General features: G+C 73.3%; 6 protein-coding genes. All 6 read right to left on the bottom strand.

Annotated features, from left to right (window positions below; genetic code table 11):
• Nucleotides 1-135: 135 nt before the first annotated feature.
• The 6 genes from ABD817_RS06675 to ABD817_RS06650 are packed head-to-tail and all read right to left on the bottom strand — an operon-like array spanning nt 136 to nt 22,081.
• On the bottom strand, nt 136-1,536 hold the full coding sequence (locus ABD817_RS06675) for an MFS transporter (protein WP_344916073.1): 1,401 nt from the start codon (nt 1,534-1,536) through the stop codon (nt 136-138).
• Nucleotides 1,517-5,833 carry an AMP-binding protein gene (locus ABD817_RS06670; protein WP_344916071.1) on the bottom strand — a complete coding sequence of 1,439 codons (4,317 nt, stop codon included), beginning with the start codon at nt 5,831-5,833 and terminating at the stop codon, nt 1,517-1,519. Before ABD817_RS06670 ends, ABD817_RS06675 begins: the two co-directional genes overlap by 20 nt.
• Nucleotides 5,834-5,867: 34 nt before the next feature.
• On the bottom strand, nt 5,868-13,055 hold the full coding sequence (locus ABD817_RS06665; protein WP_344916069.1) for an amino acid adenylation domain-containing protein: 7,188 nt from the start codon (nt 13,053-13,055) through the stop codon (nt 5,868-5,870).
• Entirely contained in the window at nt 13,048-16,329 is a 3,282-nt protein-coding gene (locus ABD817_RS06660) for a non-ribosomal peptide synthetase (RefSeq protein WP_344916067.1), read from the bottom strand. Before ABD817_RS06660 ends, ABD817_RS06665 begins: the two co-directional genes overlap by 8 nt.
• Nucleotides 16,326-16,535, bottom strand: coding sequence for an MbtH family protein (locus ABD817_RS06655; RefSeq protein WP_344916065.1), 210 nt, complete (start codon nt 16,533-16,535; stop codon nt 16,326-16,328). The genes ABD817_RS06660 and ABD817_RS06655 overlap by 4 nt, the downstream gene beginning before the upstream one ends.
• Nucleotides 16,532-22,081 carry a type I polyketide synthase gene (locus ABD817_RS06650; protein WP_344916063.1) on the bottom strand — a complete coding sequence of 1,850 codons (5,550 nt, stop codon included), beginning with the start codon at nt 22,079-22,081 and terminating at the stop codon, nt 16,532-16,534. Before ABD817_RS06650 ends, ABD817_RS06655 begins: the two co-directional genes overlap by 4 nt.
• Between the last annotated feature and the right edge of the window lie 152 nt (nt 22,082-22,233).

Below are 22,233 nucleotides of genomic sequence, written 5' to 3'. Positions count from 1 at the left end.
CGTCGCGATCGAGCCGGGCGGCCACCGGGAGTCTCCTCCCGGTCGTGCCCACTGTCGCCTGGTCTACCATCATCCTCTCCCGCACCGGTACCCGTCCCCGGTGGGCCCGGGGACGGGTGCCGGTCGTGCGGACGCTCAGGTGCCGGGGATCTCCTTCACCTTCGGGATGGGGGAGAAGACCAGCAGCAGGATCGGCAGGATGGCTCCGGCGATCACCGCGAACAGGATGGCCGGGCGCAGGCCGAGGAACTCGCCGAGCAGGCCCGCCCCCAGGGCTCCGAGCGGGGCCGGGATCAGCCCCAGGGAGTAGATCGTGCCGATCACTCTGGCCTGGAGGTGCGGCGGGGTGATCGACTGCACCAGGGTCATGTTGCTGACGAAGAAGACCTGGTTGCTCGCCCAGACGACGAACTGGGAGAGGCCGAGCATCCCGGCGGCCAGCCAGACCGGTCCCGACGCGAACGGCACCAGCAGCAGCGCGCCGTTGCCGATGATCGTGCTCCACAGCAGTGTCGGGCCGATCCCCATGCGGCGCATGGTCCGCACCGACAGGGTCGCGCCGAGGATGGCGCCGACGCCGCCGGTCGCCATCACGATCCCCACCCACTCCACCGGCAGGTCGGGCCCGCCCCGCAGCAGGAACAGTACGTAGATCGACTGCATGGCGCCCATGACGAAGAACGAGTACAGCCCGCTGGCGACGGCAAGCGGCCGGATCATCGGCTGGTCCATCACCCACCGGAAGCCCGCCCAGATCGCCCGGTGCACGCTCCCGGCCGTCTCCTCGTCCGGGGTGGGCACCTCCTCGCGCCTGCGGATGAGGAGGATGGCGATCGCGGAGAAGAGGTAGGAGAGCACGTCGATCATGATCAGCAGTGGTGCGGCGACCACCTTGACCAGTGCCGCCGCCGCGCCGGGACCGGCCGTCTGCGCCAGCGACTCGCTCAGCTGCAGCTTGCCGTTGCCGTCTCCCAGGTGGCGCAGCGGGACCAGCGACGGGAAGTAGGAGCGGTACGCGACCTGGAACAGCACCGACAGCAGGCTCAGGACGAACACGACCGCGTACAGCACCCCGAGTGTGAGGCCGTCCATCACGTACAGCAGCGGCACCAGGGCCAGCACCGCCGCCCGGCCCAGGTCCGACCAGATCAGCACCGGCCGCTTGCGCATCCGGTCGATGTAGACGCCGAACAGCAGGAAGCCCAGCATCGGCAGCCGGACCAGCGCGCCCAGGACGCCCATCTCGGTCGAGCTCGCGCCCAGGGTGACGACGGCGATCAGCGGGATCGCCACGTACGAGATCTGGGAGCCGAACTGGGAGAGGGTCTGGCCGGTCCACAGCCGCAGGAAGTCCTGATTGCGCCAGAGGCCGCCGTCGTCGCCGGTGGCCTCGGGCCGTTTACCGTCCCCGGAGGCGCCGGGATCCCCGGAGGCCCCGGGTCCTCCTGGTCCTCCTGGCCCTTCGGGTCCTTCGGGTCCTTCGGTTTTTTCGGGGCCTCCGGCGCGCCGGGTGCTCTCAGTGTCCGGTGACGCCATGGTCGATCCAACTCCTCAGCTTGGCGGCCGCCTCGGCGACCAGGGGTTCGAACAGGATGACCACGCGCTCGCCGGGAATCGCCTCGATCGCGAGATTCCCCTTGACCACGCCGTGCCAGCCCAGATCGGGCCGGTCACCGGCGGGGGCGAACAGCGCCACGTCACCGTCGTACGGTTCGTGCCGGTAGCGGCCGACCGCGTGGGCGTTGGCCCGGAACACCCGGAGGAAGCGCCGGGCCTGCTCGACGTCGGCGGTGTCGGGCGCCAGCCGCCGCTCCCGCCCGGCGGCGGCGATGACCGCCGTCAGCATCTCCTCGGGGCCGAGCCCGGCGAACTCCGCGCCGCCGGTCTCCAGCGGTCCTCCCGCCAGCGCGTGGGTCATGAGCGAGGCGTCGTCCTCCAGCGAGCTGGTGATCACGGGCTCGTCCGCGTCGGAGTAGAACAGCACCAGCAGCGGGACGTCCTCGCCGAGGGCGCGCAGCCGCCTGGCCATCTCCATCGCGATGTTCCCGCCGATGCAGAACCCGCCCAGCACGTACGGCCCGCTGGGACGGACGGCGCGCAGCCGGTCGACGTAGTCCTCGACCATGTCGGCCATCGTGGTGTGCGGGTCCTCGCCGGGGGCCAGGCCGCTGGCCGCGATCGCGTAGACGGGCTGGTCTGGGCCGAGCCTGCGGGCCATCGGGTGGTAGCGGAAGACCTGCCCGCCCAGGGCGTGCACCAGGACGATCGGGGTACGGTCGCCGTCCGCGTTGAGCGTCACCACCCGCTGCTCACCCAGGTCCTCCGGGCGGCGCAGCACGTCCGCCAGCCCCGCCACGGTCGGCGAGGCGAGCACGGCCGCCACGGGCAGTTCCCTGCCGAACTCCCGCCTGATCCGCACGGCCAGCCGGAGCGCCAGCAGCGAGTGCCCGCCCAGGTCGAAGAAGTCGTCGAACACCCCGACCATCGGGACGTCGAACAACTCCTCCCAGATCGCCGCGACCCGTCCCTCGACCGGGTCCCTCGGCGGCACCCTGATCCCCTCAGCGCCCACCGGGTCCGGCGCGGGCAGGGCCTTCCTGTCCAGCTTGCCGTTGGAGGTGAGGGGGAGTTCCTCCAGTGTCACCCAGGCCGAGGGGATCATGTGATCGGGAAGCGTGGCCCGCAGCCTGGCCCGCCAGTCGATCGACGGCCTCGTCCCGGTCCGCGGGTCCCGTTCGGGGTTCGGGTCCGTTTCGGGCCGGGTGCTCGGTCCGGGGGTGACGTTCGTCCCGGACCGGGTGCCGGGCTCCGCGTTCGTGTCCGTGTCCGTGTCCGTGTCCGTGTTTGGGTTCGGGTTCGGGTTCGGGTTCGGGTTCGGGTTCGGGTTCGGGTTCGGTGGAGTCTTCCCGTCCGTACTCGCCTGCGTGCCGGTGGCCTCACCGTCGCCCGCCTCGGTGGTCACCACGTAGCCGATCAGGCGGTCGCCGTCCGCGACGACCGCCGCCGCGCGGACCTCGGGTTCGGAGAGCAGCGCGGCCTCGATCTCGCCGGGTTCGACGCGCATGCCGCGGATCTTGGTCTGGGTGTCGAGGCGGCCGAGGTATTCGAGTTCTCCGTCGGGTCGCCATCGGGCGCGGTCCCCGGTGGCGTAGAGGCGGGAGCCGGGGGGTCCGTGGGGGTCGGGGACGAAGCGTTCGGCGGTGAGGGCCGGGCGGCCCAGATAGCCTCGGGCCAGCTGGACCCCGCCGATGAACAGCTCGCCCGGCGTGCCCACGGGTGCCCGTCCGAACCGCTCGTCGAGCACCTCAAGGTAGGTGTTGTCGACCGGGCGGCCGATCGGGACCACCGGCTCGCCGGGGTCGCACCGATGCCAGGAGACGTCCACCGCGGCCTCGGTCGGCCCGTAGAGGTTGTGCAGCTCCACCCCGGGAAGCCGCTCGGCGAAGCGGCGTACCAGGTCGGCGGGGAGCGCCTCACCCGAGCACACCACCCTGCGCAGACCACCCGCGCCCGGCCTGTCCGAAGCAGGGTCGCCCGCTTCCGGCCCGCCCGCGCCGGGCTCGCCCGCGTTCGGCCTGTCGATATTCGTATCGTTCGCGGGAAAGTTGTCCGCGTCCGGTTCGTCCACGGCCAGCAGGCCCGGAGCGCCCAGTGCCTCCAGGCCGGGCGTGTCGAGGAAGGGGTCCAGCATGGACGGTACGAAGTGCGCCGTGGTGACCCCCTCGGCGCCGATCAGCTCGGTGAGGTAGCCGGGCTCGTAGTGCCCGCCGGGCCTGGCCACCACCAGTCCCGCGCCGGTGACCAGCGGCCAGAACAGCTCCCACACCGACACGTCGAACGAGACCGGCGTCTTGTGCAGGACCCGGTCCGCCGTGGTGAGCCCGTACGTCGCCTGCATCCAGCGCAGCCGGTTGACGATCGCCCGGTGCGACACCCCGACACCCTTGGGCCGCCCCGTCGACCCCGACGTGAAGATCACGTACGCGAGAGAGTCCGGCGGATCCTCCCGTGGAGAGACCTCGGGGGGATCCTCCGAGGTCTCCGAGACGGCGGGCAGCAGGACGACCCGCGTACCCCCGGGAGCCTCGCCCGCCAGGTCGGCGGAGGTGAGCAGCACCGAGGTGCCCGCGTCGTCGAGCATGCCCCGCACCCGCCCGGCCGGGTGGCCGGGCTCCAGCGGCAGGTAGGCGCCCCCGGCGGCGAGGACGCCCAGCAGCGCGGCGGGCAGGTCCGCGCTGCGTTCGAGCAGCACCCCCACCGGCCGGTCGGGTGACACCCCGGCGCGGCGCAGTTCCCCGGCGATCGCCAGGGCCCGCCCGGCCAGCTCGCGGTAGGTGGTCCACGAACCCTCGAAGCCCACGGCGGGGGCGTCGGGCGTCAGCCTTGCCTGGGCGAACACCAGGCCGTGCAGCGTGCCGCCCGGGTGCTCGCGCCCGGTGGCGTTCCAGCGGCCGATCGCCTCGTTCTCCGCCTCGCCCACGCCGGGCTCGCCGGTCAGGGCGTCGATCACCCGCCCGGCCAGGGACTCCATCTGCTCCGGCGGGAACTGGGAGGCGTCGTAGGAGACCGTGAGGGTCAGGCCGCCGCCGGGCACCCGGACGAAGGCCACCGTGCACGGCATATCGGTCTGCTCGAAGAACTCCTGCCCGGTGATCACCACGCCGTCGCCGGACAGCCCTCCGTACACGTGGAAGTCCCGGAAGTCGAACAGCGTGTCCAGCAGCGGTGAGCGGCCCGCGGCCCGCTGGATCTCGAACAGCGGGTAGCGCCGGTACGGCACCGCGGCCACCTCGGCGTCGAAGACCCGCCTGACCAGTTCGGCCCGGTCGCCCGCGTCGAGGCGGACCCGCAGGGGCAGCGTGTTGAGGAACAGCCCCAGCACCTCGCCGCCGCCCTCGCTCTCCGGCCTGCCGTGGCTGAGGACACCGGTCATGACCTCCCGTTCACCGGTGACCAGGCCCAGCGCCGTCACGTACGCGGCGAGCAGGGTCGTGCGCAGCGGGACCCGCAGTTCGCGACTCCGCCGCTCCAGCGCGGCCACCGTCTCGTGGGGCACCGGTACGGCGACCACCTCGGCGGCGCGCGGCCCGCTGGACGGGAACCCGGGCAGCCGGGGCAGGCGGCTCTCCGGGGCGTCCTCGACCCGTTCCCGCCAGAACTCCCGCGCCGCCGCCGAGCCCGTCGCGGACCGCTCGGCCGCCACGAGATCCCTGAACAGGGCTCGCGGCGGAGCGGGTTCGTACGAGTCGCGCGAGCGGTTCGCGGCGTAGCGGCCCAGCAGCTCGGTGACCAGCGCCGCGACGCTCCAGCCGTCGAGGACGGCGTGGTGGAAGCTGAGACTGAGCGCGAACTCATCGTCGTCCAGCACGTGCGCGTACGCCCGCAGCAGCGGAGGGGACGACCAGTCGAACCCGGTGTGCTTCTCGGCCTCCCGCCACGCCGCCAGCCGCTCCCGAGAGCCGCTCCCGTCCGAATGGTCCCCGTCCGGTTCGCTTCCGTCCGAACGGCTCCTGTGAGAACCGTTCTCCTCCGGCCCGCTCCCGTCCGGCTTCGGCGCGGCGCCTTCGCGGAGGTCGGCGACCTCCAGCGGGATGGTCGCGCTGTCGTGGACGAGCTGCAGCGGCTCGCTGAACCCGGTCAGGTCGAACGAGATGCGCAGTACCGGGTGCCGGGCCGCGACCCCGGCCAGCGCCCCGGTCAGCGCCGGGACGTCCAGGGCACCGCGCAGGGTGACGGTCATCAGGTCGTGGTAGGTGGGGCCGCCCGGTTCGAGCTCGCTGTGGTAGATCATCCCCGCCTGCAGCGCGGCCAGCGGATACGCGTCCTCGATCATCGCTCGCCCTCCCCGAACCCGTCCAGATCCGCGATCATCGCTCGCCCTTTCTGAGCTTGGCCAGATCCGCGGCGCCGAGCATGCCGAACGCCCCGGTCGCGGCCTCGGGCTCCGGTTCCGCCACCGCGGAGGGGCCGGTGCCCGGTGTGTCCAGTACGGCGGCCAGTTCGGCCACGGTCTGGTGGGTGAACAGCCGCTGCAGGTCGAGCCCGTAGCCCAGGTCGCGCAGACGGGCCACCACCGAGAGGCTGCGGATCGAGTCACCTCCGACGCCGAAGAACCCGTCGTGACGGCCGACCTTGTCCAGGCCGAGCACGTTCTGCCACACCTGGGCGACGGCGCGTTCCGCGTCGGTGCGCGGCGGCTCCCAGGGAAGGTCGCCCTGGCCGGGCGGCGGCGGCAGGGCGGCCCGGTCGAGCTTCCCGTTGGGGGTGAGCGGGAGGGCGTCCAGCGTCACCCAGGCGGTAGGGATCATGTGCTCGGGCAGCTCGCCCCTGAGCCACTCGCGGGGATCGGTGTCCACCGGACCCCGTGCCCCTTCGCGCCGCACCCCGTACCCGACCAGCCGGGCTCCGGCGCCGTCGTGCCAGACGCCGACCGCCGCCGCGCTCAGATCCGGGTGCCCGCCGAGTACGGCCTCGATCTCGCCGGGTTCGACGCGCATGCCGCGGATCTTGGTTTGGGTGTCGAGGCGGCCGAGGTATTCGAGTTCTCCGTCGGGTCGCCATCGGGCGCGGTCGCCGGTGGCGTACAGGCGGGAGCCGGGTGGTCCGTGGGGGTCGGGGACGAAGCGTTCGGCGGTGAGGGCCGGGCGGCCCAGATAGCCCCGGGCCAGCTGGACCCCACCGATGAACAACTCGCCCGGCGTCCCGACCGGCACCGGGCGCGACGCTTTGTCCAGCACGTACAGGCGGGTGTTGGCCACCGGGCGGCCGATCGGCACGACCTTCTCACCCGGCGTGTAGCGGTGCCAGGAGACGTCCACCGCGGCCTCGGTCGGCCCGTAGAGATTGTCCAGCCCCACCCCGGGCAACCGCCCGGCCAGCCGTTCCGCGGCCCCCGCCGTCAGCTCCTCGCCACTGCAGATCACCCGGCGCAGCGAGCGGCACTCCTCGATCCGCTCCTCCGCGGTGAAGGCGGCGAGCATCGAGGGGACGAAGTGGACCGTGGTGACCGCCCGTTCGGTGACGAGGTCGCGCAGGTAGGCGGTGTCCCGGTGGCCGTCGGGGCGGGCGAGCACCAGGCGCGCCCCGCTGATCAGCGGCCAGAAGAACTCCCACACCGACACGTCGAACCCGGCGGGGGTCTTCTGCAGCACGGCGTCACTCGCGTCCAGGCCGTACGTCTCCTGCATCCAGCGCAGCCGGTTGACGATCGCCCGGTGCGACACTCCGACACCCTTGGGCCGTCCGGTGGACCCCGAGGTGAATATCACGTACGCGAGCGAGTCGGGCAGATCCCTCCGGCGACCCGCGCCCCCGGCCCCCGCCGGGGTTTCCAGGGCCGAGGTGAGTTCCACGGCCCCGGCGTCGGCGAGCATGGCGTCGATGCGGCGCTCGGGCAGCCCCGGATCGAGGGGAAGGTAGGCGGCCCCCGCCTTGAGCACGGCGAGCAGCCGTACGGGCAGGTCGAGCGAGCGCTCCGCCCGTACGGCGAACACCCTCCCGGCACCCGCGCCCGCACCGGTGCCGGTGTCGGCGGTGGCGCGTAGCCGCGCGGCCAGGAGATCGGCGCGGGCGTTCAGCTCGGCGTAGGTCAGCGTCTCGCCCTCGAAGACCACGGCCGGGGCGCCGGGAGTCCGCGCGGCCTGCGCCTCGACGAGACCGTGCAGCGTCTCCTCCGGCGGGTACGCGGTCTCGGTGGCGTTCCAGCCGGTCAGCACCAGGTCCCGCTCCCCGGGGGAGAGCAGCTCCAGGTCGCCCACGCGGGTCCCCGGATTGGCGACGGCCGCGCGCAGGAACGTCTCGAAGGACACGGCGAGCCGCTCGACGGTCTCGGGCAGGAACAGGTCGCGGTTGTAGACGAACCTCGCCGCGAGGCCGTCACCGGTCTCCGAGGCGTACAGCTCCAGGTCGAACCGGGTCGAGGTGGTGTCCGGCGCGAACGGCTCGACCACCGGCTCGTCCGCCCGATCGACCGCGAGCCGGGCCTCCTTCCCGGCCGGGGGTCCGGCCATCGGGCCGTCCACCGCCGCAGTAGACGCGGCCCTGGCCCGTTCCCCGGTTGTGGATCCGGTTCGTTCTCCGGCTGTGGGCTTGGACACCCGTCCGTTCGTCGCCATGGCCGTGCCCCCGGCCACGGGTTCGGTCGCCGGTGCGGATCGCCCCGCCGGGACCGTACCGCCCAGGTAGCTCTGCAGGGCGAAGAGCACCTGCACCACGGGCGGACGGGTGGCGTCCCTGGCCAGGTCCAGTTCGGCGACGAGTTTCTCGAACGGCAGCTCCTGGTGGGAGTACACCTCCAGGGCGGCATCGCGGGTGCGGCCGAGCAGTTCGGCGAACGTGGGATCGCCCTCCAGCCGGGCCCGGAGCGGCAGCAGGTTCACGAACAACCCGACCACGTCCTCGAACTCCGCCCGGTCCCGGCCGGCGACCGGTGAGCCCACCGCGAAGTCGTCCTGTCCCGACCAGCGGGATAGCACTGCCTGGAACCCGGAGAGCAACGCCATGTAGAGGGTCGCGCCACTTTCCCGCGCCAGTTCGCCGAGCGCCCCTGTGAGCCCGGCGTCCAGTCGCAGGTCGTGCCACGCACCCCGGTGCCCCTGCCGAGCCGGTCTGGGCCGGTCGAGGGGGAGTTCGAGCGGGGGCAGCGCGGACAGCTCCTCCCGCCAGAACTCCAGGTGCCGTTCCAGTCGCGGCCCGGCCAGGCGCTCGCGCTGCCAGAGCGCGTAGTCGCCGTACCCGACACGTGGCCCCGGACGTGCGCCACGAACCTCACGGCCGCGCTCGTCGCGCTCGTCGTAGCTGTCGTGTCCGGAGAGCAACTCGTCCAGCAGGATCTCCGCCGACCAGCCGTCGGCCACGATGTGGTGTACGGCGACCAGCAGCACGTGATCCTCGGAGGAGAGCCTGACCAGGGTCACCCGGAGCAGTGGGCCGTCGGCGAGGTCGAAGGGGCGTGCCGCGTCGGCGCTGACGATCCGCCGCGCCTCCGCCTCCGTTCCCTCCGCCTCCGTTCCCTCCGCCTCCGTTCCCTCCGCCTCCGTATGCGCTTCCGGTCCCTTTGCCGCTGCGCGCGCCCCCGCGCCCGCCGCCGTTTCCGTCGGCTCCGAACCCGCCCGTGCTCGTACCTCTGTCTCCGACTCCAAAATGGAGTCGGACGTCGAGGCTGATCCCGGCAGGACCGATCCCGCCGAAGGTCCCGCCTCGACGACGCGGATCGCGATCCGTGCCTCCGGCTCCCCGGCCGGGACGATCCGCACCTCGGGCCTCCCGTCGGAGGAGGCGGGGAAGCGCATCCGCAGGCTCTCGTGCCGCGTCACGGCGGCGTCCAGCCTCGTGCCCAGCGCCGCGAGGTCCAGCGGACCGCGCAACCGTGCCGAGGCGGGCAGCACGTAGGCGCCGGTCCCGGGACTGAACTGCTCCATGAACCAGAGCCGTTCCTGCGCGAACGACAGCGGTGGCGTCGTGCCCTCCGGGCGCGGCACCGGTCCGGGTCCCACCCCGGGCCCGGCCTCCGCCAGCGCGTCCAGCGCCTGCGCCAGCCTTCGTACGGACGGGTGGCTGAAGGCCAGCTTCAACGGCACGTCCAGCCCGGTCGCCGCCGAGAGCCTGGCGATCGTCCTGGTGGCCAGCAGCGAGTGGCCGCCGAGCTGGAAGAAGTCGTCGAGTGCCCCCACTCGCTCCACTCCCAGGACCTCGGCCCATACCGAGCACACCAGCTCCTGCGTGGCGGTCTCCGGGGGCAGGTACCCCTCACCCGAGCGATGCTCGGGGGCGGGCAGCGCGCCCTGGTCGACCTTCCCGCTCGGGGTGAGCGGGATGTGCCCGACCTCCACCACGGCACTCGGCACCAGGTGCGGCGGCAGCTCCGCCGCGAGAAGCTCCCGCAGCTCCCCGGCGTCGAACCGGCCCCAGGACCGGCCCTCGGAGCGGCTCTCGGACCGGCCCCCGAGCCCCTCGCGGGTGCCTTCCACCCGGCCGATGCCGCCGTCGATGGGCCTCCCGTCGGTCGTCCTCTCGGCCGCCCGCCCGTCGACCGTCCTCTCGGTGGCCCGCTCCTCGGTCGGCCGCCCGTCGGGCACCCGCTCGCCGTCGGCCCTGTCGTGCCGTACGACGTAGGCGACCAGGCGGCGGTCACCGGGGGTGTCCTCCCTGACCGTCACGGTCGCCCGGCCCACCCACGGGTGGGCCAGCAGGCGGGCCTCGATCTCGCCGGGTTCCACGCGGTAGCCCCGGATCTTGACCTGGCGGTCGAGGCGGCCGAGGATCTCCAGGCGCCCGTCGGGCCGGAACCTGGCCCGGTCACCGGTGCGATACAGACGCGAACCGGCCGGACCGTACGGGTCGGGTACGAAACGCTCCGCCGTCGAGGTGGGCGACCCCAGATAGCCACGGGAGAGCCCGTCGCCGCCGACGCACAACTCGCCGGGCACGCCGACGGGCACCCGCGCACCGTACTCGTCCAGCACGTGGACGCGGGTGGCGGACAGCGGATGACCCACGGTGGGCCGCCTGGACGCCTCGGCGGGGTCGAGCTCACCGGCGGTGGCGATGATCGTCGTCTCGGTCGGCCCGTAGCTGTTGACCAGGGTGACGCGCTCGCCGTGGACCTCGTACCAGGCGGCGAGCGCCGGTCCCGGCAGCGGGTCGGCACCCAGGATGAGCAGGCGCAGCGCGGGCGGCCAGGAGATCCGGGCGGCGACCAGCTCCTGCCAGTAGGAGGTGGGCAGGTCCATCACCGTCAGCGACGAGCCCCGCGAGGTCCGCAGGAAGTCGGGAAGCGGCTCGTCGGGGGCGAGCACCAACTCGGCCCCCGAGGTGAGCGCCGGGTAGATCTCCTCGGCGTGCGTGTCGAAGCCCACGGAGGCGAACTGGAGCACCCGGTCGTCCGGTCGGATGCCGTACTCCGCGCGCATCCACGCCACCCGCGCGTCCAGCGCACGCCGCTCGACCTGCACGCCCTTGGGAGTGCCGGTCGAACCGGAGGTGTAGATCACGTACGCCACGTTCCCCGGCCCGCCGGGCCTGGTCACCCGGCCGTCTCCGGCGGGTGTCCGGGTGTCGTGCTCGCCCGGCGGTGAGCCGTCCCCGATAGGCGTCCGGGCGCCGTGCTCGCCCGGCCGGTGGAGCGCTGAGCCGTCTCCGGTGCCGGAGCCGTCCGCGACGCCGTCGAGCGGGATCGTCGGCAGGTCGCACCCCGGCAGGCCGTCCTGGGAGAGCAGCAGCGCGGCCCCGCTGTCGCGCAGCATCCAGCGCAGGCGCCCGGCCGGGTAGGCGGGGTCGAGCGGAAGGTAGGCGCCTCCCGCCATGGCCGTCGCCAGCAGTGCCACGACCAGCTCGGGACCACGCCGGGCGCACACCGCGACCACGGTCTCGGGGCCGGTCCCCGCCGAGGTGAGCCGTGCCGCCAGCCTCGCGGCGCGCTCGTGCAGTTCGGCGTAGCTCAGCCGCCGGTCGCCGTGGCTGACCGCCACCGCGTCCGGCGCCAGCCGTACCCGCTCCTCGAACAGCTCGATCACCCCGGCCGCCCCGCCCGCGAGCCCGGAGGCCGAGGGCAGGGTTGAGGGCAGGGCGGTGGACAGGGACGCGGTGACGGCGGGCAGGCGGTCCTCGGGGAGCAGCATCGCGGCCCGCAGGCGCGACAGCGGGATGCCGGGGTCGTCGGCCACGGCCTCCAGGACGCGCTCGTACCTGCGCAGCATCCTGGCCACCGTCTCCGGCTCGAACAGGTCGGCGTTGTAGGACAGCAGCGCGTACAGCGACTCCGAGCGGGGTGTCACGTCGAGCATCAGGTCGAACTTGGCCTGCCGCGCGCCCGGGTCGAACACGTCGGTCTCGATGCCGGGCATGACCAGCTCGGACGCCTCCCTGTCCTGCATCACGAACATCGCCTGGAACAGCGGCGTGGTGCTCAGGTCGCGCTCGACGTGCAGCTCGTTGAGCAGCCGCTCGAACGGGATGTCCTGGTGGGCGAAGGCGTCGAGCACCGTCGCCCGGACACGGCCCAGCAGCTCCCTGAAGCCGGGGTCGCCCGACAGGTCGCCGCGGAGCGCGAGCGTGTTGGGGAAGAACCCGACGATCCGCTCCAGCTCCGGGCGTTCCCGACCGGCGATCACCGACCCCACGCACACGTCGTCCTGCCCGGAGTGGGCGCCGAGCAGCGCCTGGAAGGCGGCGAGCAGCACCATGAACGGGGTGCACCGCTCGTCCCTGGCCAGCCGGTCCAGCCGGGCGGTCAGCTCCCGGCCGATCCGCCGCGCCGCGTAGTCGCCGTTGGACGACTTCACCGGCGGCCTGGGCCGGTCGGCGGGGACGTCCAGCGCGGGCACCCCGGCCAGCTGCCCGCTCCAGTAGCCGAGCTGGCGGCGTACGCCCTCCTCGTCCAGCAGCTCGCGTTGCCAGGCCGCGTAGTCGGCGTACTCCAGTACCGGCGCGGGCAGGTCCGGCTCGCGTCCCTCCAGGTACGCGCCGTAGCAGGTGGCGAGCTCGCCCAGCAGGATCTTCAGCGACCAGCCGTCGGCCACGATGTGGTGCAGCACCACGCACAGCACGTGGTCGGTCTCCGACATGGTGATCAGGTGGACCCGCAGCAGCGGCCCGGCCGCCAGGTCGAACGGGCGGTTGGTGAGGTCGGCGACCAGCTCGGTCGCGCGGGCCTCCCGTTCGGCGGCGGGCGTCCCGGTGAGGTCGATCAGGTCGGGCTCGACCGGCCGGGGCGGCCCGATCTCCTGCACCGGGCTGCCCTCGCGGGAGGTGAAGCGGGCGCGCAGGGTCTCGTGCCGCTCCACCAGGCGGCCGAGCGCGTACTTGAGCGCCTCGATCGAGACGTGCCCGCGCAGCCGCTGCACCATGAACATGTTGTACGAGGCGTCGGACGGGTCCAGTTGCTGCAGGAACCACAGGCGCTCCTGGCCGAACGACAGGGGTGGCGGCCCGCCGTCGTCCGCGCGCCGGGGGATGCCCGACGGCCGTCGCGGCGACAGTTGCCGCCGCAGTTTCTCCTCCAGCGCGGCCCGCTGTTCCGGGCTGAGCCGCGCCAATCTCGCTCTCAGGTCACTCATCGGCGGGGTCCTCCAGCGTCGCGAGCAACGCCGCGAGCTCCTCGTCGTCGTCCCCGAGCCGCAGCTCCAGGATGGCGAGGGCGTGTTCGGTCACCGTGGTGATCTCGAAGCACCGCCGCAGCGGCATCTCCACGCCGTACGTGTCCCGGTAGCGGGTGACGAGCAGCACCGCGAGCAGCGAGTGGCCGCCGAGCTGGAAGAAGTCGTCCTCGACGCCGATGCGCTCCCGGCCGAGCAGCTCGCTCCACAGGGCGCACAGCTCGGTCTCCAGCGGGGTGCGCGGCTCCGTGTACGGCGTGGCGAGGTCGGCCCGGCCCGAGCCGGTCGGCGCGGGCAGCGCGCCTCGGTCGAGCTTGCCGCTCGGGCCGAGCGGGATGTCGTCGATCCCGACGAACGCCTGCGGGATGAGCGCGGCGGGCAGCTTCCTGGCGAGGGTTCTGCGCAGCTCCGCGGTGAGCGCCGAGGCGTCTCCCGACCAGTCGACGTAGCCGACCAGCCCGTGCCCGCCGGGGGCGTCGTCGCGCAGTGCCACGACCGCCCGGCGCACCCTGGGGTGTTCGGCGATCACGGCCTCGATCTCACCGAGCTCGACCCGCCAGCCGTGCACCTTCACCTGGTCGTCCAGCCGCCCCAGGAATTCGAGGTTCCCGTCGGCGCGGACCCTGGCCAGGTCGCCGGTCGCGTACAGCCGCGAGCCGGGCGGCCCGTACGGGTCGGGCACGAACCGTTCGGCCGTCAGGCCGGGCCTGCCCGCGTAGCCGCGCGCCACCTGGACGCCGCCGATGTGCAGGTGCCCGGGTACGCCGACCGGCGCGGGCCGGAGCAGGTCGTCCAGCGCGTGCAGGCGGTTGCCCGGCATGGGCGGGCCGATGGGCAGCGTGTGCAGCGCGTCCACCCCCTCCGGCTCGACCCGCCAGGCGGTCACGTCGACCGCCGCCTCCGTCGGCCCGTACAGGTTGTGCAGCTCCACCCCGGGCAGCCGCTCGAAGAAGCGGGCGGCCAGGCGCGGCGGCAGCTCCTCGCCGCTGCAGATCACCCGCTTCAGCGAGCGGCACGACTCGATGCCGGTCTCCTCCAGGAACAGGGCCAGCATCGAGGGGACGAAGTGCGCGGTGCTCACCGAGTGCGCCTTGATCAGGTCGCGCTGGTGGTTGGGGTCGCGGTGCCCGCCCGGCCGGACCGGTACCAGGGACGCCCCGGTGACCAGCGGCCAGAAGAACTCCCAGACCGACACGTCGAAGCTCGTCGGCGTCTTCTGCAGGACCGCCTCGGCAGGGGTGAGGCCGAACCGGTCCTGCATCCAGGCGAGCCGGTTGACGATGCCCCCGTGGGTGTTGACGACGCCCTTGGGACGCCCGGTCGAACCCGAGGTGTAGATCACGTACGCGGCGTCGCCGGGACCGGTCACCGGAAGCGCCGTTCCTGAGGGCTGCGGTCCCCAGGTGTCGGTCGCGTCCAGCAGCACCGGTTTGACGGCGCCTTCGGGGAGCAGGTCGCGCAGGTGACGCTGGGTCAGCATCACCCGGGCCCCGCTGTCGGCCAGCATGAACGCCAGCCGCGACGGCGGATACTCCGGGTCGAGCGGGACGTACGCCCCGCCCGCCTTGAGCACCGCGAGCAGGCCGACGACCAGCTCGGCCGACCGCTCGGCGCACACCGCCACCGGGCTGCCCCGCCTGACCCCGATCCCGCGCAGCCAGTGGGCGAGCCGGGTGGCGCGCTCGTCCAGCTCCGCGTACGTCAGCGTGGCGTCGCCGGTGACCACGGCCGGAGCGTCCGGAGTCCTGGCCACCTGAGCCTCGATCAACGAGGTCAACGAGGTCAACGGGATCGGCGGGGTCGGCGGGGTCGGGGTCGGCGGGGTCGGCGAACCCGCCGGGGCCCGCGTGCCGCCCAGGGCGTTCACGGCACGCCCCGGGTCCTCGCCGACGCCGAGCGCGACGACGCGGTCCCGTTCTGCGGGGGTCAGCAGCGGCAGCCGGGAGATCGGCGTCCCCGGGTCGGCGACCGCGGCCTCGGCCAGCGTCTCCAGGCAGGTGCCGAACCGCTCGATCGTGGACGGGTCGAACAGGTCGGTGCTGTACTCCAGGCGGGTGTGCAGCCGTCCTCCGCGCATGTTGAGGTCCAGCTGCAGGTCCACCTTGGCGGTGCCGTTGGCGATCTGACCCTCGTTGGTGTCGCCGGCCAGGTTGAACATCACCTGGTAGATCGGCGGCACGCTCAGATCCCTGGTCGGCTGGAGCGCCTCCACCAGCCGTTCGAACGGCAGCTCCTGGTGGTCCAGGGCCTCGGCGACCGTGGTGCGCACCCGTCCGGCCGCCTCGGCGAACGTCGGGTCGCCGGTCAGGTCGGCGCGCAGCGCCACGGCGTTGACGAACATGCCGATGACGGGTTCGGTCTCCGGCAGCAGCCGCCCCGCGATGGGGGTGCCCACCACGACGTCGTACCGGCCCGACCAGCGGGCCAGCACGGTCGCGAACGCGGTGAGCATGACCGTGAACAGCGTCGAGTTCAGGTCCTTGGCCAGGCGCTCGATCCCGGCCGACACCTCGGGGGAGAACGTGCCCAGCCGTATCTCCCCCCGGTAGGAGCGGCTGCGCGGGCGCGGCCGGTCGGCGGGCAGGGCGAGGTCGGCCGGGATCCCGGCCAGCCGCTCCCGCCAGTGCGCCAGCTCCTCCTCGACGAACTCCCCGGTCAGCCGGTTCCGCTGCCAGACGGCGAAGTCGGCGAACTGGATGGGCAGCTCCGCCAGCTTGGGCTCGCGCCCCTCGCCGATGGCGTCGTAGCACTCCTCCAGCTCGTTGACGAAGACGTGGCTGGAGACGCCGTCGAACACGGTGTGGTCGAACACGCAGATCAGCCGCAGGTCGTCGTCGGCCATCCGCACCTGCCGCAGCCGCCACAGCGGCGCCCGGTCCAGGACGAACGGCGTGACCGAGTCCGACTTGGCCAGCCGGGCCAGCTCGGCCTCGCGCGGGCCCGGCGGCAGGTGGGTGAGGTCGGTCTCGGTGAGCCGCACCGGGGGGACGGCGCCGCTGACGATCTGCATCACCTGGCCGTCCCTGAACTCGAAGACGGTACGCAGCACCTCGTGGCGGCGTACCACGAGGGCGACGGCGGCCTCCAGCCGGCGCGGATCGACCGGCTGGCGGGCGCTCATCGGCATGAGCATGCCGATGTTGTAGACGGCGAGCTCGGGCTCGAAGCGGGCGAGGAACCACATCCGCTCCTGCCCGGAGGAGGACGGGAAGACGTCCACCGCCTGTTCGGTCATCCCTCGTCTCCTGTTTTCATCGCCTCACGCAGGCTGCGCGGGCGCATGTCGGTCCAGACCTGCTCGATGTGGGCCAGGCACTCCTCCTTTGTGCCGGTGAAGCCCGCGTCGTGCCAGCCGTCGGGGTTGTCGCGTCCCGAGGGCCAGATGGAGTACTGCTCCTCGTCGTTGAGGACGACCTTGGTGTCGGGAAGGGGTTCGCTCACTGCTGTTCACTCCTGCGGGGGAGACGGGGGATCATGGTCTGGTTCGGGGCCGGGGCGGTCTCCGCCGCCGGCGTGGTGGCGCGGGCCTGCTCGATCAGCGAGGTGACCCCGGCCACCGTGGGCTCCTCGAAGAGGCTGCGCATCGGCAGCCGTACGCCCAGCTCCTTGCGGATGAGGGCGATGAGCTGCACGGCGATCAGCGAGTTGCCGCCGAGTTCGAAGAAGTCGTCGTCGACCCCGATGCGTTCGCCGCCGAGCACCTCGCTCCACAGCCGGGCGATGGCGGTCTCGACGTCGCCGCGCGGCGCCACGTAGTCGTCGGCCGCCGCGCCGCCGGGACGGGGGCGGTCCGACACGGCGGCCGGGTCCAGCTCCGTCTCGACCGTTTCCTGGGTGACCGACCCGACACCGGCCAGGTAGGTGGCGACCGGGGTCGCGGCGATCACCACCTGCGCGCCGAGGGGGGTGGCCAGCAGCCGGTGGAACGCCTCGGCGCCCTCGGCGGGGCGGATGCCGACCGCGTCGGGGCCACCGGCGGCCGTCGCGACCTGGCCGCCTTGGTCGGGGACGGTGACCGTGGCCGCCCGCTGGGCTCCGGCGTCGGCCGTCACCCCGGCCACCACGGCGTCGGTGTTGATGCGGCGCAGCACGTAGTCGGAGATCTCGGTGACGATCGCTCCGTCCGAGTCGATGAGCGTCACGTCGACCGCCAGCACCTCGTCGGTGCCGCTGTCGCGGAAGCGCAGGTGGCTCCAGAACCTGCCGGGCAGCCGGTCCCTGACGGTGATGCGGCCGTAGCCGAGCGGCAGGTAGTGGCCGACGACGTCGATCCAGGTGAAGGAAGTGGCGCTGTCGAGCAGTGCCGGGTGCAGGCCCCAGCCGTCCAGGTCCTCCGACAGCTCCCCGGGCAGATCGAACAGTCCCAGGGCCTCGTTCTGGCCGATGTACCACTCACGCATGTGCCCCCAGTGGGGGCCGAGCGTGAGCAGCCCGGACAGCGGCACGCCGCCCTGCTCGTCGGACGCCGGGGTGCAGCGCTCGATGATCGCCGCCACGTCGGCGTGCCCGGCGGGCCCGGCGTCGACCTTGGCCGCGGTGCCGCGCGCGTGGGTGCGCTGCTCGCCGCCGATGACGCTGCGCACCTGGAAGTCCGCGCCGTCCGCCTCGGTGCTGAACGTCACCCGTACCTCCGCGGAGGCCCCGTCGGCCACCGAGAGCGGTTCGACGAACACCACGTCGCGCAGCTCGACGACGCCGGTGCCGGGCAGCACCACCTCGCTCGCGCAGCGGGCCAGCTCCAGGTGACCGGTGCCCGGCAGCACCGGCACCCCGGAGATGCGGTGCCCGTCGAGCGCCCAGTGGGTGTCGGGGGAGAGGCTGCCCCCGGCCCAGCCGAGTTCCTCGCCGTCGGCCTCGTGCCAGGCGGAGATCACCGGGTGGTCGACGGCCCTGATCCGGTCGCCGCGCTGCAGCGCCACGAACCCGGCCGGGGCGGCGACCTCCGCCGCCATGCCGACCTCCAGCCACCTGCCCCAGTTGGCGGAGACGACCGTGGCCGCGCCCCAGCCGTGCTCGCCCCTGGCGTGCGCGTCGAGGAAGTTGTTGGCCGCGCAGTAGTCGACCTGGCCGAAGCCGCCCGCGACCGCGGTGATCGACGAGCAGAGCACGACGGCCTCCAGGTCGAGGTCGGCGAAGGCCTCGCGCAGCGCGAGCGTGCCGACCACCTTGGGCGCCAGCACCTCCTCGGCGGCGGCCCGCTCCTTGATCTCGGCCATCCCGCCGCCGGGCAGTCCCGCGGCGTGCACGATCACGTCCACCCGGCCGAACCCGGCGATCGTCTCCTCCCGCACCCGGCGCATGTCGGCGGGGGAGGTGACGTCGGCGGCGAGCACCAGGACCTCGGCCCCGGCCTCCTCCATCCTGCGGATCGCGGCGATCGCCCGGCCCGCGCGACCGGCCTCGTGCGCGTCCCACTCCGCCCGGTCGGGCAGCCCGGCCCTGGACAGCAGGACCAGCCGCACCCGGGCCCGCGCGGCGAGGTCCTCGGCGAGCGAGACGCCGATGCCGCCCAGGCCGCCGGTGATCAGGTAGACCTGCCCGTCGCGGGGACCCGCCTGCCCGCCGACCGCCTCGGACGACGCCGCTTCCACCGAAGCCGCCCCGGTCGCGGGCACCTCCAGCTGCTCGTAGTGCTGCAGCCAGCGGCGGCCACCCCTGACGCTCACGGTGGGCAGCAGCCCCGCCTCGTCCGGCTCCGGCCTCCTGCCCAGCTCCGCGGCGGCGTGCCTGACCCAGTCGCGTCCCTCGACGTCGACGTGGCGCACCCGCAGCCACGGCGTCTCCAGCGGCACCACCCGGGGGAACCCGGCGAGCGTCGCGTGCTCCGGGCGGAGCAGGTCGCCGCCGGTGACGTCCTGGGCCCCCGAGGTGAGCAGGGCCAGCTCCACCCCGTCCGAGGGCTGCGCCGCGGTCAGCGCCTGGACCAGGGCCAGCACGCTGAAGAAGCCCCGGTCCTGGGCCCGCCAGGTCTCCTCGGCCCCGGCGGCGGGTTCGTCGCCGACGGTCCACGCGTGGACCACCCGGCCCGGCACCTCGCCCACGGCCGCCAGCAGCGCGTCGTAGTCGGCGCGCTCGAAGGGACGTACGGTGTAGACGCCTTCGGGAGCCTCTGAGGAGAACCCGTCGCCGGGCCGCACCTCGATCACCTCGGCCCCCGTCGCGCGCAGCGCGTCCACCAGCCCGGCCGAGCCGTCGTCGGCGAACACCAGGGCCCGGCCGACCGGCGACAGCGGCACCGGCCCCGGCGGGACCTGCCGCCACACCGGCACACTGAACCAGCGGTCCAGCGGCAGGTCCTCCTCGACCGGCGCGGGGTTGGCCACGCCGCCGACGAACGCCCCCCGAGGGTCGGGGTCGATCCAGGCGCGCTGGCGCTCCCACGGGTAGGTCGGCAGCGAGACCCGGCGCCCCTCCTCGCCGAACGCCTCCAGCGCGACGCCGTTCACCCACAGCGTGCCGTACGCGGCCGACAGCACGGCAGTGTCTCCGGTGTCGCCACCGACGTCCTTGGGGCCGGGCAGGGAGGGCAGCGGCGTGACCGCGCCCGGCGGGGTCTGCGCCCTCGCCAGCCCGGCCAGCTGCCTGCCGGGACCGCACTCGATCATGATCCAGTCGCCGTCGGCGAGCAGGGTCGCCACGCAGTCGCCGAACAGCACCGGCTCGCGCATGTGCCGGGCCCAGTACGACGGGTCCGTCGCCTCGTCCGCGGTGATCCAGGTGCCGGTCACGTTCGACAGGAACGGCAGGCTCGGCGCCGACCGCTCGACACCGGCGACCAGCGCGCGGAACTCGCCCAGGACCGGGTCCATCATCGAGGAGTGGAAGGCGTGCGAGGTGCGCAGCCCCATCCGCCCGATGCCCTCCTCCTTCAGCAGGGCCGACAGCTCGGCGATCGAGGCCGGGGGACCGGCCACCACGCACGTGCCGGGGCCGTTGACGGTCGCCACCGACACGTCGTCGGGCAGCAGCGGCCCGATCTCGTCCGGCGCGAGCTGCACGGCGAGCATCGCCCCCGCGGGCATGCCCTGCACCAGGCGGCCCCTGGCGGCCACCAGCCGCAGCGCGTCCGGCAGGCTGAACACCCCGGCCACGGTCGCCGCGACGTACTCGCCGATGCTGTGGCCGATCATCCCGGCGGGCTCGGCGCCCAGCGAACGCCAGAGCGCGGCCAGGGCGTACTCCACGGTGAACAGCGCGGGCTGGGTCAGCTCCGTCCGCCGCAGCCGCTCGTTCGCCTCCTCGCCGGTGGCGAAGATCAGCTCACGCAGGTCCTCGCCCAGCACGGGCCGCAGGATCTCGGCGCACTCGTCGACCGTGTCCCTGAAGACCTTCTCGGTGCGGTACAGCTCGGCGCCCATGCCCGCGTACTGCGAGCCCTGCCCGGAGAACAGGAACGCCGGGCGCGGGGTACGCCGGGAGACGGCGCCGGAGACCGTCCGCTTGGGGTCGCGGAGCGCGGCGATCGCGTCGGCGACGTCGGAGGCCACCACCGCGCTCCTGCGCGACAGCTCCCTGCGCCCCACCCGCAGGGTGTGGGCGACGTCGGCCAGGTCGGCGTCGGGATGGTCCTCCAGGTGCGCGGCCAGCCGCTCGGCGGCGGCGGCCAGCGCGGTGTCGGTCCTGCCCGACAGCCGCAGCAGGTGCGCCGGGCGGAGCTCACGCGCCTCGCGGACCGGTGCAGGAGCCTCCTCCAGCACGATGTGCGCGTTGGTGCCGCCGATGCCGAACGAGCTGACGCCCGCCCGCCGGGGGAAGCCGTCGCGCTCCCACTTGGTCGCCGTCCCCGTCACGTAGAACGGGCTCCGGGAGAAGTCGATCTTCGGGTTGGGGCTCTCGTAGTGCAGCGTGGGCGGGATCAGCCCGTTCTCCAGGGCCAGGATCGCCTTGATGATGCTGGCGATGCCCGCCGACTGGCCCAGGTGGCCGATGTTGCTCTTGACCGAGCCGATGCCGCACCACTGGGTGTCGTCGGTGTCCTGGAGGAACACGTTGCTCAGCGCCGCGACCTCGATCGGGTCGCCCAGCGCGGTGCCCGTGCCGTGCGCCTCGACGTAGGTGATCGTGCGCGGGTCGATCCCGCCCACCCCGAGCGCCTGGGCGATCACCGCGGCCTGGCCGTCCATGCTGGGCGCGGAGAACCCGACCTTGCTCGCCCCGTCGTTGTTGATCGCGTTGCCCAGGATGACCGCCCGGACGTTGTCGCCGTCCTCGATCGCCTCCGACAGCCGCTTCAGCACGACCACGCCGCCGCCGCTGCCCCAGATCGTCCCGGCCGCCTTGGCGTCGAAGGCCCGGCAGTGGCCGTCGGGGGAGACGATGCCGTCCTCGTCGTACACGTACCCCTGGCCCTGCGGCAGGTCGAGCATCGCGCTGCCCGCCAGGGCCATGTCACACTCGCCGTTGCGCAGGGCCTCGGCGGCGACGTGGATCGCGACCAGCGAGGTCGAGCACGCGGTGTGCAGGGTGTAGCTCGGGCCGCGCAGGTCCAGCTTGTACGACGACAGCGTGGCGCAGTAGTCGACGTGGTTGCCGACCATGACGGCGAGCCAGCCCGCGTTCGCGTGGGCCTGCGCGTTGCTCCTGATGTTGATCCACTGGTAGAAGTCCGAGCCGGAACCGGCGTAGACGCCGATCTCGCCCGGATACCTGAACGGGTCGTAGCCCGCGTCCTCCAGGGCCGTGTGCGACAGTTCGAGGAAGAGCCGGTGCTGCGGGTCCCGGATCTCCGCCTCCCTGATCGACATGCCGAAGAACGCGGCGTCGAACCCCTGGTGGTCGTCGAGCATCATCGCGGCCGGTACGAAGTCCGGGTCGTCGAGGATGTGGTCGGGCACGCCGAGCGCCCGCTGCTCCTCGCGGGTGAAGTGGGTCAGCGACTCGACTCCGTCGGCGAGGTTGCGCCAGAACTGCCTGGCGTCGCCGGCTCCCGGCACCCGGCACGAAAGGCCGATGATCGCGATCGGTTCAACAGTGGGCTCCTCGGCCATGCGGGGGTCCCTTTCTTCCTTGCCGGGCGCGGTCGGCGCCGGCGCGGGGGGTTGGACGGGTATCGACTCGGTTTCCGGCTGGGTCGCCGGTCCGGTCACCGGCTGCGGTGGTCTGCTGGGTCGCCGGTTCGGTTCACGGTTCGCGGTACGGG

This window comes from Streptosporangium oxazolinicum, assembly GCF_039537505.1.
GTDB classification, from domain to species: Bacteria; Actinomycetota; Actinomycetes; order Streptosporangiales; family Streptosporangiaceae; genus Streptosporangium; species Streptosporangium oxazolinicum.
Note: the sequence above shows the minus strand (reverse complement) of the source record. Positions and strands in the feature narration are given on the sequence as shown.

Excerpts from the sequence above, each read along its gene's own strand:
- ABD817_RS06665 (WP_344916069.1), bottom strand. The coding sequence starts at position 13,055 with ATGAGTGACCTGAGAGCGAGATTGGCGCGGCTCAGCCCGGAACAGCGG.
- ABD817_RS06675 (WP_344916073.1), bottom strand. The coding sequence starts at position 1,536 with ATGGCGTCACCGGACACTGAGAGCACCCGGCGCGCCGGAGGCCCCGAA.
- ABD817_RS06670 (WP_344916071.1), bottom strand. The coding sequence starts at position 5,833 with ATGATCGAGGACGCGTATCCGCTGGCCGCGCTGCAGGCGGGGATGATC.
- ABD817_RS06660 (WP_344916067.1), bottom strand. The coding sequence starts at position 16,329 with ATGACCGAACAGGCGGTGGACGTCTTCCCGTCCTCCTCCGGGCAGGAG.
- ABD817_RS06650 (WP_344916063.1), bottom strand. The coding sequence starts at position 22,081 with ATGGCCGAGGAGCCCACTGTTGAACCGATCGCGATCATCGGCCTTTCG.